This window comes from uncultured Nitrosomonas sp. (assembly GCF_902826915.1).
Classification (GTDB): Bacteria; Pseudomonadota; Gammaproteobacteria; order Burkholderiales; family Nitrosomonadaceae; genus Nitrosomonas.
In genome coordinates this window covers 1-14,495 of sequence record NZ_CADEGP010000069.1, presented here as the reverse complement: position 1 = coordinate 14,495, position 14,495 = coordinate 1, and the positions used below count along the sequence as shown (strand labels likewise).

Below are 14,495 nucleotides of genomic sequence, written 5' to 3'. Positions count from 1 at the left end.
AGATTTCCACTTAAAATATGGGAAAAACTGTCCAATCAAGTGTGACCACCTCTGGTTATCCGGTTGGTCGCTGGAAAGCTCGAAGCCTGATGCGGGAAGCCGGCGTGCAGTTCAAACATCGGAAGAAATACAAAGTGACAACCAACAGTAATCACAAACAACCGGTGTTCGAGAACAAGCTGAATCGACAATTTGATGTTGAAGCCCCGAAACAAGTCTACATTGGCGACATAACCTACATTTGGATCCAGGAAGGCTAGCTGTATCTGGCTGTCGTCATTGATTTGTTTTCCAAGAAGGTCGTTGGTTGGAGCATGAATTCAAGAATGAAAGCGAGACTGGTGTGTGATGCATGGAGAATGGCTATCTGGCAACATCAGCCACAAGCAAGACTGATAGTACAGTAGGACTCACGGATCGCATATGCCAGTAAAGAATACCGGCGGCTTCTGAAAATACATGGCTTTATGGGTAGCATGAGCCGTATTGGTGATTGTTTCGACAATGCTGTGGCTGAAAGCTTTTTCCGCAGCCTCAAACAGGAGCGAATCCACTGGCGGCATTACCAAACCCGCTATGCAGCACAGCAAGATGTGCTGCACTATATTTCCATGTTTTATAACAGCCATCGATTGCATTCAGTCTTGGAATACAAAAGTCCGAATCAATATGAGCTAGAAACAAAAATGTTGAAAAAAGTCGCTTAACTGGGTTGTACGGTTTTACTTGACCAGGTCAACTGCGGGTACAAATATACTACACACCCAGAATTGCAATTATCAAAGCGGGTTAAATTCCCTGAATCTTGTTGAGATCAAAATCCCATTTAGTCGGATCTTCGATACTCTGAATGGCATCAGTCTCTTTTGATAAATCTATAATTTCCGAATGAATATGTGCGTTGATTCGGGTAGAAAAGAAAATTTTTACGATAGGCGTAGTTAGTTTTTTTGTAGACTGCTCGATCACCACGCCCAGTCGCTCGGATTTGAGTTTTAACAAGGTCCCGGATGGATAAATACCTATTGTTTTTACAAAGGCCTGAAAAACAGTTTCATCAAAATGCCCGTCTTTCCAAGAAGCCATTTTGCGTATCGATTCAGCCGGGGACCAAGCTGATTTGTAGCAACGATCTGAAGAGATTGCATCATATACATCGCAAACAGCACCCATCCGCGCAAACAACGATAGTGCATCACCGGACAATTCTTCCGGATAGCCTTTTCCATCTACTCGCTCGTGATGGTGCAAACAAACATCCAAAGCTGATTCATCGACCTGGTAACAGGATTTCAGAATTTCCCAGCCGCGTTTCGGGTGGCTCTTCATAATGACAAACTCTTCATCCGTCAATTTTCCGGGTTTGTTGAGCACTTCATTCGGAATCACCATTTTTCCTATATCATGCAACAATCCAGCAGTACCTGCTTGTTTAATTTGCACCGCGTTTAAACCCAACATCCTTCCCAACGCTACCATCAGCATGCAAACCGCAACCGAATGCAGGTAGGTATATTCGTTGGCATTTTTCAATCGAATCAATGTAAGTAATGCATTTGGATTTCGCTCCATTGATTGATTGATCTCATCCACTAATGATTCCGCTTCTTCAATTTCTAAAGCCTTACCCATTCGAACATCGCCAAACATCGCAGCAACCGCTTCTTTAGCCTTATGTTGAATTATTTTGGCGGCATGCAGCTCTTCCTCGATCGAAACCCGTGCGACCGGTTTCTTAGTTGGTTGTGACGGTTGATCCAAAATCACAGGCTCAGGATTTTCCACCTGGATAATTTTGGCAACATCAAGGCCTTTAGTGGTATCAATCCATATTTCATCCAGATTGCAGTTCACAAGCTTATCCAGGTCTTTTTGCTGATCCAGCTTAAATGATTTTCTCCAGAACGGGTGTTCCATCCAATTGCCACCAATTGCATGAATATACATTCCCAACCGCACTTCACTGACTTGCACTTTTTTTATCATCAGGCACAATCTAAAAAATAAATTTAATATATTGGGTTATGCGTTCGATCCGTCAACACTAATATAATCACTTAGCAGTTCTTTGATACCAATCGACAATATTTTCATTATGTTACTTAAATACCAATTGACTCGGTCTTCAGGTAAAAGCCGCTAATCTACAATAAGAAAACACATTGTGCACTTCCTCGTGAAAAATCAAAAATAGGAATAAGAGGGTTTTTAGAGCTTGAATTAAGTTTAAGTATAAAGCACACCTGCTGTTCACACACCCACGAGATCAAGAAATACTTAAAAATAAGTTGGATCAGCCCTCCTGCCAAAGCCGTTGGAAGCATAATTTCCGCCACGCTACAAAACTTTTCGTTGAATTAAACTAGACGAAGCAAAAACGTGGCTTAGAAACCCTGACACATCTAAACAGGAGGAAACATAAAATGAACTCAATCGAAACAATCACAGCATTCTTTGGATGGTGCACTGTTATCAACTACGGGATATTGATTTTTATAACCATTTTCATAGTACTCATGCGTGGTTGAGTGTCAAAAATCCATAGCAAGATGTTCGTGCTGAGCGAGGAAGACTTATCGCGTGCATATTTTCAATATCTGGCGCAATACAAGATAGCTATTTTTATATTTAATTTCGTGCCTTACGTAGCCTTGAAGATATTAGGATAAAGAGCTCTTTTATATCTATGGCACTGATGCAGTGAATCGCACTTGGCTCATAGTTACTCCAAGCAATCCGCTGCTTTTCTTAAAGTACGCCGCGCATAATACGCAAAAGCCACGCTACTGCGTTGTCCGCGCAGGATCCAATCGCGCGCTTCCCGCCCTAAATCGGGATCAATCGGCTGAATCTTACCGGCGCATGCTGCCAGCAGGTGCATGCGCGCCGCCCGTTCAAAAGCAAGCGCCAGTATGCACGCTTCTTCAATACTTGTACTGGCAATCAATAGGCCGTGGTGCGCTAACAATAAGGCATGTCTGTCACCAATTGCTTTGGCAATCAGTTCGCCCTCATCATTGCCCACTGGAACGCCCGGCCACTTAGGCAGAAAAGCTACATCATCGTAGAGCACGCAATTATCCATGTGCGAGATTTCCAGTGGCACTTCCAGCATGCTCAGTGCAGCGGTATGTATGGCATGCGTATGAATAATGCACTGCACATCAGACCGAGCGCGATACAACCAGGAATGAAAGCGATTGGCCGGATTGGCCATGCCGTCGCCTTCCAATACTTCCAGATCTTCATTGACGAGCAATAAATTGCTGACGCAAATTTCGTCAAAACCGAATCCCAATCGTTGCGTCAAATAAGTACCCGGTTGTTCGCCGCGCGCGGTAATTTGTCCGGCCAATCCTGAATCATGCCCGTTATCAAACAAAATTCTGCAACTCAGCGCCAACTTTTGCGCTTGCGTATAAGTTGCGCCTTGCAAATGTTGACCCATTTGCATCAACGATTGTTTGATCAATTGTTCTTTGCCTAAATTGAAGGTGTCATTGCTCATATTCTCTCACTTGATCCTCAAAATTCACCGGTGCTTGAAGTAAGCCGTTCAATTTCTCGTCGATCGCGCTTGGTTGGGCGTCCTTTGGCAAAAAAAGGCTGAGGCTGGGCTCTTAGCCGTGCTGCTAACAACGCCCGTTGCTCCCGGCTTTCATCGGTTTCACGATAAAGCTGCTGCGCTTGTGGCGCAGACCCTCTTTTATTCGATAATCCCAATACTTCAATCGTATACTGATAATTATTAATACGAATTTCTATTTTATCCCCTATTGCAATCGTTTTGGCAGGCTTGATTCGTTGATCGTTAATCATGACCCGGCCACGATCAATCGCTGCAGCTGCTAATGCGCGTGTTTTGAAAAACCGCGTCGCAAACAACCATTTATCTATACGATATTTTTCATTATTATCAGTGGATTGCATATCAGCATCAATCTGCAAGATTGGTATCTATCTGGATTTTGTTTTGCAGCGTTTTATGAACCGGGCATTTATTGGCAATTTCCAATAATCGAGCACGTTGCTGATCGCTCAGATCGCCTGTCAGTCGAATGTTTCGTGTTAAGACGTCAATTTGCGTCTTTTGTTTTTCACAATCAGCGCAATCTTCAGCATGAATCCGATCATGCCGCAACTCAACCTGAATGTCCTGCAAGTCAATTTGCTTGTGATTTGCGTACATACGCAAGGTCATTGAAGTACAACTACCCAGCGCAGCAAGTAATAATTCATAAGGATTAAATCCAAGATCAGAACCTCCAAGCGCGATGGGTTCATCGCTGATCAAGCCATGATGCTGCGTCAAGATCTCACGCGTGAATTTTTTATCGCGCTCGCGCACTATCACAACACCCTGTTTGATCGATGGTCTTGCAGTTTCCTCTTGCTTTACTGATAGTTCATCTGTTTCTAGGTAACAACTGGCCCAGGCAGATAATACCTCCGCAACATACTGGGAGTCTTGTGGGTTAGATAACATATGATCTGCATCACCCAACGATACAAAGCTTTTGGGATGTTTGGCCGCGGTGAATATGCGTGCTGCTTCGTCTATCGACACCGTGTCATCCAGCGGTGCATGCAAGATCAGTAACGCCTTTCTTAATTCACCAATATGCGCCACGGAATTATATTTTTCCAAATCATCAATGAATTGACGACGAATATTAAAACTTCTTCCACCCAACTCAACCTGTACCGATTGCTGATCCTGCAATTTATGATACGAATCTGCAAACAAGTTCTTGACATGCGATGCGGTTGCCGGCGCACCGATAGTAACCACCGCTTTTACCGATGACAACTCGTGTGCTGCCGCTAATACGGCAGCACCACCCAGACTATGTCCGATTAACAATGAAGGCGCAGCATACTGCTGATCGAGATATTGCGCTGCGGCTAATAAATCCTGAATATTGGACGAAAAATTGGTATGTGAGAAATCACCTGTACTAGTACCCAATCCAGTAAAATCAAACCGCAATACTGCGATGCCCCGACTAGCTAGTGCGAGAGCAATTCGTACCGCCGCCGGATTATCTTTGGAGCAGGTAAAACAATGGGCAAATAGCGCGTATGCTTTAATAGCGCCGGTTGGCATCTCCAATAAACCCGTTAATGATTCACCTTGCGAATTCTCAAATACTGCTTCAGTACGCGGCATGGACTATCGACCTCTTCACAGCAAATTACACAAAACCTAGATTAGCTATGCCTGAATAGTACCAAAAATGACTGATTAAAACTCGCTCATTCGCATGAATAGAAAAAGTACCGTGATAAATCCGAAATACCTGTCATGCAAATTTTAATTCCTGCGCAGCGGATAATGCAGAATCTTGCTTCTCGTTTCTCAATACTTCATCCAGACGAAATGGATTAAAGTATTGTAGCTGCATCACAGGATCATCCTGTAATTTATCAATCGCAGCTTTTGCGGCCACAACTGTCTCGAAATTCGCAGTCACGCACGATAGGATTTGTTGTAAAACTGCAAGATCCGTAACGACACCAAATTTATCGACAGAATGATATTTTGCAACTTCGACTCGATTATCGAATAGCTTTGCCGCGCTCCCCCAAACAGGATTATCGTGATCGACACTGATCAAGGTTTTAATGCCCCAAACGATCATTGTTCCAAAAGTTTTTCCAACCTTCATTTGAGCCAAAATAAATTCAATCACAACGGCTTTGTTCTCAGCCGTGAAGGTATCGCCTAACAAATGATTGATAATTTTTGTGACATTATGAATGTGATAGTGCAAAGCTGCTTCACCCCAATTGGAATCAGAAGTAGGAATCGAGAATAAGACATTGATGAATTCTGAAACTAATTCTGTCTGGGATGATCCGGACGATATTTTATTAAAAATATATTCGATCACTAAGGCCTTATTCCTGCTTGATATTCGATCGCCGAACAAATCCTCTGTCAAAGCACCGGCAAAATCAATAGGAGCAAGATTAACATCATATTGTTTGTCAAAAAACAGAACGCTTCTCGCCAATGATTGCGCCAAATTTTCCAATGCTTGACCATGTTTCAGCTGCGCAACGAAATAATTGAGATTACTCGCGCCTGGAGGTGCATTGAACATCGCCAAAATGAGTTGAAGAATTGAAGTTTGTTGTTTAATGGTCAATGGCATAACCTGATATTCCCGTATGGATAGAGCAAATTTATTCTTAAAAGAAAAATAATGTAATGAGCATCGCCTTTAGAATCAATGTTTCTTTTTCCTTCAGGCAGTTGCAGAACGTCGATTAAGAATTACTCAGTGTTTTATTGCAGTTCTTTGAGAATCATTGAAAGCAGATGCACTACAATTCTATTCAATGTATTACAAAATAAACCTATTGAATTATCGATTAAGGCATCGCTATTGGCAATGTGACATATTGTCGCATCCAGAAAGCTAATAAACATAATCTTTCTCAATTAGAAAAAAAACCATGCGCCACTCAAACGTATTTATTTAACAATAATTCTTATGACATCGTTCCGAATACTTATTCTCGGTTATGGGGAAATGGGGCATGCGATGGAATTTCTGCTCAAAGATCGTCATGCGTTGGATATTTGGGAGAAATTTCCTCAAAACAGCGGCTCATCCGTCGATCTTGAAGCAAGCGTACCGCAGGCTGATATCGTATTGTTCTGCCTACCGGTGAATCCGCATCGTGAAATAATACAGCACATCGCACCTAGGCTAAAAAAAACCTGCTTATGTGTCAGTATTGCCAAAGGGTTGGATGAGTCAGGTAAAACTGCGGCTCAAATATTCGCCGATAACCTTGTGTACGAACAACCTTACGCCCTACTTTATGGTCCAATGATTTCCGAAGAAATTCGATCCAATCAATATGCTTTTGGGCAATTGGGCTGCCATGATTTCACTTCATTTGATAGGATTCAGACCTGTTTTGCTGACACCAAACTGCTGCTTGAACACACCCTCGACATTACCGGTATCAGCTGGTCGGTGATTTTAAAAAATGTATATGCGATTGCATTTGGCATGGCCGATGAGCTCAAGCTGGGTGACAATATGCGGGGCTTTCTTGCTGTAGCCGCGTTGCAAGAATTGAATCAGATCGTACTTGAATTAGGCGGACAACTGGACAGTCCTTATCACTTGGCAGGATTGGGCGATTTGATCACCACTGCGACGAGTGAAAATTCGCATCATCATACATTAGGCCGGAAACTGGCCAGGGAAGAGGCAGATGGAATTACTGGTGAAGGGCCGCATACTTTAAAAATGATCAATCAGCATCAGCTGGTGAATACGCAAAACTATCCGCTTCTACAACTCATTAACGCAATCGTACAACATCCCCAAAATGTCCGACTAAGATTTGAGAACTATCTGAAAGCACTTCTCCCGAATCATTAAGCCTTACATCAGTAGTTCGAACTATATTTTTAGGTTATTTAAAGCAAGTCATAGAACCAATGACCAGCACCGAAGATTTAATCATAGCACCAATCAGCATACACAATGCCATATGGCACCACTTATCCCAGCGATCACTTGATAGCCTGCCGCTTGGCATTCGCTTTTTGCTTCACAAAAGCTATACTGTATAGGTAAAAACGTTGCGCTTGAGTCAGAGTTATTCAAGCAAAACATTATTGCGATAATGTTAAGTAGAGTGAGCGCTCATAAAGAAATGCATGACGTGTTTTACTAACGAGTGCAGTGAGATCGTTGCGATTGAATCCATGCGACAAATATATTAGGTTATGCTCGCCTGCAAAACTTAGTCGCTTAGCAACAATTTAGTCATGTAGTATTGAATTGAAATTGAACCATTATCTAACCTCCATTTGACAGAGAACCTGTCGAATTTTAGTAAAAAGGAATCAACATGTTTCGCTCATTTTTTATGCTAATAGTCCTTGCAAGTATGCTCCTTGGCTGTGCCACTTCCAAAGAGGTGTATCTTGCTGATGGGGCCAAAGGGCATAATATCAACTGTAGTGGCTCTCGCAGAAATTATAGCCATTGCTTGGAAAAAGCCGGGGATATCTGTGGCTCACGGGGATATCACGTGCTGAACCAGCAAGGTGATATTGTTCCCTTGTCACAAGCAATCCGTGAATTTAGAGCAAATGCGCAATCAACTTCAATCGGATTTCTGACACAATCGGGTTCGATGACTAATCGCAATCTATTTATCAAATGCAAATAAAAGAGGAGAACGGCCAAAAACAATAGGAAGCATGTTCTATGTCACGAGACATATGAATGCCTCTCTAAGCAAAACCCGTCGTCACACTCACTCCGTCAATAGCGCTAACGCACTTGTGTGCAGGTATAAAGGCCATGAAGGCACCACTACAACCCAGTCGTGCTCAATCAAACTACTATCCTCGCATTGTCTTCTATCTTCAACCTATTCGTACTATCCGATAAATCGATGGCGTCCATTATGCGCACAATTAATAATTCCTCGAAAAACCTAACTGCACTTATTAAAGAATATGACGCAACACCACAATCCATTACAGTGATTTTTACGCTACGCCAAATTAAGTTAGAATATACCCTTTTTAGTATCTATCTTTAAGGGGAGTTCCTGAATGTCAATGGCTGACCGTGACGGTGTAATCTGGTATGACGGGAGAATGATTCCCTGGCGAGATGCCAATATACATGTATTAACCCATACGCTGCATTATGGTTTGGGTGTTTTTGAAGGATTACGCGCCTATGAAACCACGCAAGGACCAGCGATATTCCGCCTGCAGGAACATACTGACCGCTTGTTTAACTCGGCGCATATTTTCATGATGAAAATACCTTTCGGCAAGGATGCGGTCATGCAAGCGCAATGTGATGTGGTAAAACAAAACAAATTGACTTCCGGCTATATCCGTCCGATCATTTTTTATGGTGCTGAAGCAATGGGGCTTTCCGCCAAAACATTATCCGTGCATGTCGCTATTGCCGCTTGGCCCTGGGGCACGTATCTGGGTCCCGAAAGCCTGGAGAATGGTATTCGCGTCAAAACATCGTCGTTCACCCGGCACCATGTCAACATTAATATGTGCCGTGCCAAATCGGTTACGACTTACGCCAATTCAATCCTGGCCAATCAGGAAGTTGGGTTGAATGGATACGATGAAGCCTTGTTGCTGGATGTCGAAGGTTATGTTGCTGAAGGATCGGGAGAAAATATTTTTATCGTCAAACAAGGCAAAATCTTCACGCCTGATCTTACTTCCTGTCTGGAAGGGATAACGCGCGCATCCATCATTGAACTGGCCGCGGAATTAGGTATTCCCGTGATCGAAAAGCGCATTACACGTGATGAGGTTTATTGCGCGGATGAGGCATTCTTCACCGGCACTGCCGCGGAAGTCACACCAATTCGCGAATTGGATAACCGCATTATCGGAGCTGGCAAACGTGGACCAATTACCACACAACTACAAACGCTATTTTTTGATTGCGTCAAAGGTAAAGCCCAAAATCACGCCAGCTGGCTTACCTTGATTTAATAATGCACCATTGGAGCTAACTTGTATGAATCAACAAACCAATAATAAAGCCCGCGAAATCGAAGTGACTACAGACGACTTGCCACTCCATTGTCCGATGCCATCGATGTTGTTGTGGAATGCTCATCCGCGGGTTTTTCTGCCGATTGAAGCTACCGGCGAGGCACTTTGCCCCTACTGCGGCACTCACTACACGCTCAAAGGCGGCGCTGCACCTGGCCATCACTAAAATCCGCTAATTTATGAGGAAACCCGCGTTCTGATGATAAATTGTAACGAGATCAATACCAATTTTCCACGTTGTATTAACCACTCTTTTTTCGGATTTATTAAATAATGCAAACCATTCCTCATGAAATTTTTAAAGCTTATGATATCCGCGGCATTGTCGATAAAACCATCACCGTCGAAAATGTCGAAAAAATCGGCCATGCCATAGGTTCTGAAGCATGTGCCAGGAATCTAACGGCAATTGCAATCGGGCGCGATGGCAGATTATCAGGCACCGAACTATCCCAGGCACTCGCACGTGGTATCCGCAACAGCGGAATCGATGTGGTGGATGTCGGCATGGTCGCAACACCGATGCTCTATTTTGCCGCACATCAATTATGCCAATACTCTGGGGTAATGGTGACCGGCAGCCATAACCCGCCTGAATATAATGGCTTCAAGATTGTGCTCGGCGGTCAGACGCTGGCAGCCGAGACCATCCAGGCTCTGCGAATACGCATCGAAAACAACGACCTGACCCACGGTAGCGGCAATTATTCCGAACAGAATATTGTCAACACTTATCTCGAACACATCACCAAGGATATCAAGCTCAATCGTCCGCTCAAGATCGTTGTCGATTGCGGCAATGGCGTGGCTGGCGCATTCGCGCCTGCGCTTTATCGCGGCTTGGGTTGTCAGGTCACTGAATTGTTCTGTGACGTGGATGGCTCTTTCCCTAACCACCATCCTGATCCATCGGTACCCGAGAATCTCAAAGATGTGATTCATGCGTTAAAAACTACCGATGCCGAAATCGGACTGGCTTTTGACGGTGATGGCGACCGACTGGGCATCGTGACCAAGAACGGCAATATCATTAACGCCGATCGCCAGCTCATGCTGTTCGCCGCAGATGTATTATCGAGAAATCCAGGTGGAAAAATCATTTTTGACGTGAAATGTACCCGTAACCTGGCGCCTTGGATTAGTAAGCATGGCGGCACCCCTGTCATGTGGAAAACCGGACACTCGTTTATCAAAGCCAAGCTGATTGAAGAAAAAGCCCTGCTGGCCGGCGAAATGAGCGGGCATTTGTTTTTCAAGGAACGCTGGTATGGTTTTGACGACGGTTTATATGCCGGTGCACGATTGCTGGAATTGATGAGCCGCGAAGCGGATATCAACGCCACGCTGAATAATCTTCCCGATAGCCTTAACACACCGGAAATACAGGTACGTACCGCTGAGGGTGAAAATCATGCTTTGATAGCACAGCTGCAACAGCAAGCAGTTTTCAGCAATCCGCAACAAGTGATTACTATTGATGGGCTACGCGTCGAATACAGCGATGGATTTGGCCTGGCACGCGCTTCCAATACCACGCCCGTGATCGTCTTACGTTTTGAAGCGGACAATGAAACCGCGCTAAAACGTATCCAGGAAGATTTTCGTCACAACATTCTACAAGCAAAGCCGGATGCTCAACTCCCCTTCTAGCTCGCAATAACACCCAGGCAAACTATGCACATTGCCATTGCTCAGATTAATTGCACGGTAGGGGATATCACTGGCAATGTAGCCAAAATACTGGCTGCGGTGAAACAAGCCCAGCAAGCGGGTGCAGCGTTGGTCATAACGCCCGAATTGGCTTTATCCGGATATCCTCCTGCGGATTTGCTGTTGCGCGAAACATTTTGCCAATCGTGTCAGGATGCCCTGACAGAACTGGCACAAGTGATCGGTGACATCACTTTGATCGTGGGACACCCCTGTTTTGAAGAAGACAGACTTTATAATGCCGCCTCGGTCATTCGCAATGGTGAAATTCAGCATACCTATCACAAAAGAATTCTCAACAAATCACCTTTTTTTAACGAAACCTATTACTTTGATGCCGGCACCAAGCCATACCTATTCGAATTGGAAGGTATCAAATTCGGCATTGATATTTGTGCTGATTTCTGGCTCGGTCATTTGCCCGCGGACGTGGATAGCTCCAGTCTCGATATCTTATTAGTACTCAACGCTTCGGCTTATCATATCAAGAAGCAAGTGTCGCGCTATCAAACCACGCACCAATTCATCAAGCATACCGGCATCCCCGTTATCCACGCCAATCTAATCGGCGGACAGGATGAACTGGTTTTTGATGGTGCGTCGTTTGTCATGAATGGGCAAGGTGAACTTACGCATCAGCTGGAGGAGTTTACTGAAACCATTGAACTCATCGAAATTCAGGACAAACAGCCAGTGAAAGGAAAGTTAACTCCAGCACACCCCTCTATCGCCAGCATCTATCAAGCCTTATGCTTAGGGGTCCGGGATTATGTTCAAAAAAACGCTTTCCCCGGCGTGTTGCTGGGGCTTTCCGGAGGCGTAGACTCGGCGCTCGCGCTCGCGATTGCGGTCGATGCGTTAGGCGCAGACCAAATCAAAACAGTCATGATGCCATCACAATATACCGCCGACATGAGCCTGGAAGATGCCAATGAAATGGCCGAATTATTAGGGGTTAAACATATTGAATGCAGCATAGAACCGCTATTTAATTTATATCTGAAAAAAATTGCCAAGGATTTTCAGATTTCATTGGACCCGGCTGATCTTAATACCATGCCGGAAAATATTCAGGCGCGCATCCGCGGCACGCTATTAATGGCGCTATCAAATTATACCGGCGCAATGGTTCTGACTACGGGCAACAAATCGGAAATGGCGGTTGGTTATTGCACCCTGTATGGTGACATGGCAGGTGGCTTTGCGGTATTAAAGGATGTCAGTAAAACTCTGGTTTATCAGTTGTGTGAATATCGGAATCAAATTCAGTCTGTCATCCCTGAACGCATTATCCGCCGTGCGCCGTCGGCTGAATTGCGCCTAAATCAGACTGATCAGGACAACTTACCCGCGTATGAAATTTTGGATGGAATCATCGAAGCCTATGTCGAGAAGAATCTTACACCGGCAGAAATCATTGCATTGCATTACGACGCAGCCGATGTCGCCAAAGTCATCCAACTCATTCATAGGAACGAATACAAGCGCCGCCAGTCTCCTCCGGGGATTCGTATCACGCACTGCGATTTTGGTACCACATGGCGTTATCCCATCGCCTCGCATTACAAGACTTGGGCAACAACCGCTGCAGACTAAGCACTCACGGAACTCAAAAAACAAATAGATATCCTATTATCATGAAATTAGTGTGTTTGATAATTGTGCTATCGACTTGGTTCTCGACCATTAGTTTTGCGCATGAATTGCCTGAGTTAGGCGATGTATCGCAGGCCAGCATCACGCCACATCAGGAGCGGCAGTTAGGCCTGAGCATCATGCGTCAAGTTCGCGCTGATCCAAGTTATATGGATGACCCCGAAATCGCCAGCTATCTTAGCAACCTGGGTCATAAATTAATCGCCAGCTCAAGTGAAGCCAGTACAAATCAATTATTTGAGTTTTTCGCGATCGATAATCCCGCCATTAATGCATTTGCACTGCCTGGTGGCTTCATGGGATTCAACAGCGGTTTGATTATTGCCGCGCAAAGCGAATCCGAATTAGCGGCCGTGATGTCACACGAGATTGCGCATGTCACGCAAAAACACCTGGCACGCATGATCGCTGCGCAGAAATACGACCTGGTCAAGCAATTGGCAACGCTAGCCGTCGCCATCGTCGCCTCGCGTGCTGATGCGCAGGCAAGTCAGGCGGTATTGGTTGCCTCACAAGCCAGCATGATCCAATCAAAATTGGATTTCACCCGTAATCACGAAAAAGAAGCCGATCGAATTGGTTTAAGCATTTTATTGGACGCGGGATTTAATCCACAAGGCATGGCGGATTTCTTTGAACGCTTGCAACGCGCCGGGCGTTTTCATGAAAACGGTGCGCCTTCGTACCTGCGTACACACCCGATCACCTATGAACGTATCGCGGATATTGAGAATCGCATGCGTAAAATGCCTTACCGGCAAGTTCCAGATAGTATCGATTTTTTACTGGTACGCGCGAAGTTGCGCGCCATGCAAGGAAATGCGCGTAATACCATGCGGCAATTTAAAACGCGCTTAGCCGAGAAGCGCTATAACAATGAGGCGGTTGAACGTTATGGTTATATTCATGCGTTATTGCGCGCCAAAAAATACAAACAGGCCAACGCAGAGCTGGCTCTCTTGTATCAAGTTTTGCATAACGATTCATCCATACCCGTGTTGACTAATCACCAACTGGGGAAAACCGTGCGTATTGAATCCAAAAGTATTATCGCCGGTGCAATGATTGAAACGCTATCAGCCCGAGTTAAACTGGCCAATGGAGAAACAACCGACGCTTACAATGCTTATAAAACAGCATTAAAAATTTACCCACAATATCGCGCACTGATCCATGGCTATGCACAAGCATTAATAGAGAACAAGCAAATTGATACGGCACTTGAATTTATTACCCAGAAATTACAACTGGTGCAAAGTGATCCACAATTGTTTAGCCTGCAAGCCCAATGCTACGAGCTATTAGGTGATAAAATGCTCAAGCATCGCGCGCTCGCCGAGTCTTATTTGTTGAAAGGACACTATGCAGGCGCTGTTGATCAACTAAAGACCGCGCTACAAAATAGTAATGGCAATTTTTACCAACTCTCCAGTGTAGAAGCGCGTTTGAAACACGTAGAGACGCTCAGGGAAGAAGCGGATAAAGCGGAAAAATAAAAAGGCTCTGTAGCAATCAATTGTTGAATTGAGAGTCAAATGTGTATCGGAAT

At 44.5% G+C, this 14,495-nt stretch carries 12 protein-coding genes and 2 pseudogenes; 9 read left to right on the top strand and 5 right to left on the bottom strand.

Features of this window, described 5'->3' with window-relative positions:
• Positions 1-53 precede the first annotated feature (53 nt).
• A pseudogene (locus QZV86_RS11395) lies at positions 54-707 on the top strand (IS3 family transposase); the annotation flags it as partial.
• Positions 708-789: 82 nt separating this feature from the next.
• On the opposite strand, the gene QZV86_RS11390 reads toward QZV86_RS11395, so the two are convergent.
• Entirely contained in the window at positions 790-1,986 is a 1,197-nt protein-coding gene (locus QZV86_RS11390) for an HD-GYP domain-containing protein (protein ID WP_295628066.1), read from the bottom strand.
• A 437-nt stretch (positions 1,987-2,423) separates the two neighbouring features.
• On the opposite strand from QZV86_RS11390, the pseudogene QZV86_RS13830 reads away from it, so the two are divergent.
• Positions 2,424-2,669: pseudogene (locus QZV86_RS13830) on the top strand (DUF6868 family protein).
• Between the two features lie 53 nt (positions 2,670-2,722).
• Here the strand turns inward: QZV86_RS13830 and QZV86_RS11385 are convergent.
• The 4 genes from QZV86_RS11385 to QZV86_RS11370 all read right to left on the bottom strand — a co-directional run bounded on the left by QZV86_RS11385 (position 2,723) and on the right by QZV86_RS11370 (position 6,158).
• The gene (locus tag QZV86_RS11385) at positions 2,723-3,508 is read right to left on the bottom strand and encodes an aldolase (protein WP_295628063.1); all 786 of its coding nucleotides are present in this window, start codon (positions 3,506-3,508) and stop codon (positions 2,723-2,725) included.
• Positions 3,509-3,525: 17 nt separating this feature from the next.
• On the bottom strand, positions 3,526-3,930 hold the full coding sequence (locus QZV86_RS11380; RefSeq protein WP_295628060.1) for an RNA-binding S4 domain-containing protein: 405 nt from the start codon (positions 3,928-3,930) through the stop codon (positions 3,526-3,528).
• A gap of 7 nt (positions 3,931-3,937) precedes the next feature.
• Positions 3,938-5,170 (bottom strand): bifunctional alpha/beta hydrolase/OsmC family protein, encoded by a 1,233-nt coding sequence (locus QZV86_RS11375; protein ID WP_295628057.1) that lies wholly within the window; start codon positions 5,168-5,170, stop codon positions 3,938-3,940.
• A 133-nt stretch (positions 5,171-5,303) separates the two neighbouring features.
• On the bottom strand, positions 5,304-6,158 hold the full coding sequence (locus tag QZV86_RS11370) for a hypothetical protein (protein ID WP_295628054.1): 855 nt from the start codon (positions 6,156-6,158) through the stop codon (positions 5,304-5,306).
• A 342-nt stretch (positions 6,159-6,500) separates the two neighbouring features.
• Between QZV86_RS11370 and QZV86_RS11365 the strand changes: the two genes are divergently transcribed.
• The 7 genes from QZV86_RS11365 (at position 6,501) to QZV86_RS11335 (ending at position 14,442) form a co-directional block, all read left to right on the top strand.
• Positions 6,501-7,406 (top strand): hypothetical protein, encoded by a 906-nt coding sequence (locus QZV86_RS11365; protein WP_295628051.1) that lies wholly within the window; start codon positions 6,501-6,503, stop codon positions 7,404-7,406.
• Positions 7,407-7,881: 475 nt separating this feature from the next.
• A complete protein-coding gene (locus tag QZV86_RS11360) occupies positions 7,882-8,205 on the top strand; it encodes a hypothetical protein (RefSeq protein WP_295628048.1) in 324 nt (107 codons plus the stop codon).
• 391 nt (positions 8,206-8,596) lie between these two features.
• Complete coding sequence (locus QZV86_RS11355) at positions 8,597-9,517, top strand: branched-chain amino acid transaminase (protein ID WP_295628045.1); 921 nt, start codon at positions 8,597-8,599, stop codon at positions 9,515-9,517.
• A 25-nt stretch (positions 9,518-9,542) separates the two neighbouring features.
• The gene (locus QZV86_RS11350; protein ID WP_295628042.1) at positions 9,543-9,746 is read left to right on the top strand and encodes a zinc-finger domain-containing protein; all 204 of its coding nucleotides are present in this window, start codon (positions 9,543-9,545) and stop codon (positions 9,744-9,746) included.
• A 107-nt stretch (positions 9,747-9,853) separates the two neighbouring features.
• Complete coding sequence (locus QZV86_RS11345; protein ID WP_295628039.1) at positions 9,854-11,230, top strand: phosphomannomutase/phosphoglucomutase; 1,377 nt, start codon at positions 9,854-9,856, stop codon at positions 11,228-11,230.
• 24 nt (positions 11,231-11,254) lie between these two features.
• Positions 11,255-12,886, top strand: a complete 1,632-nt coding sequence (locus QZV86_RS11340; RefSeq protein ID WP_295628035.1) for an NAD+ synthase — start codon at positions 11,255-11,257, stop codon at positions 12,884-12,886.
• 41 nt (positions 12,887-12,927) lie between these two features.
• Positions 12,928-14,442, top strand: a complete 1,515-nt coding sequence (locus tag QZV86_RS11335) for a M48 family metalloprotease (RefSeq protein ID WP_295628032.1) — start codon at positions 12,928-12,930, stop codon at positions 14,440-14,442.
• The last annotated feature ends 53 nt before the right edge of the window (positions 14,443-14,495 follow it).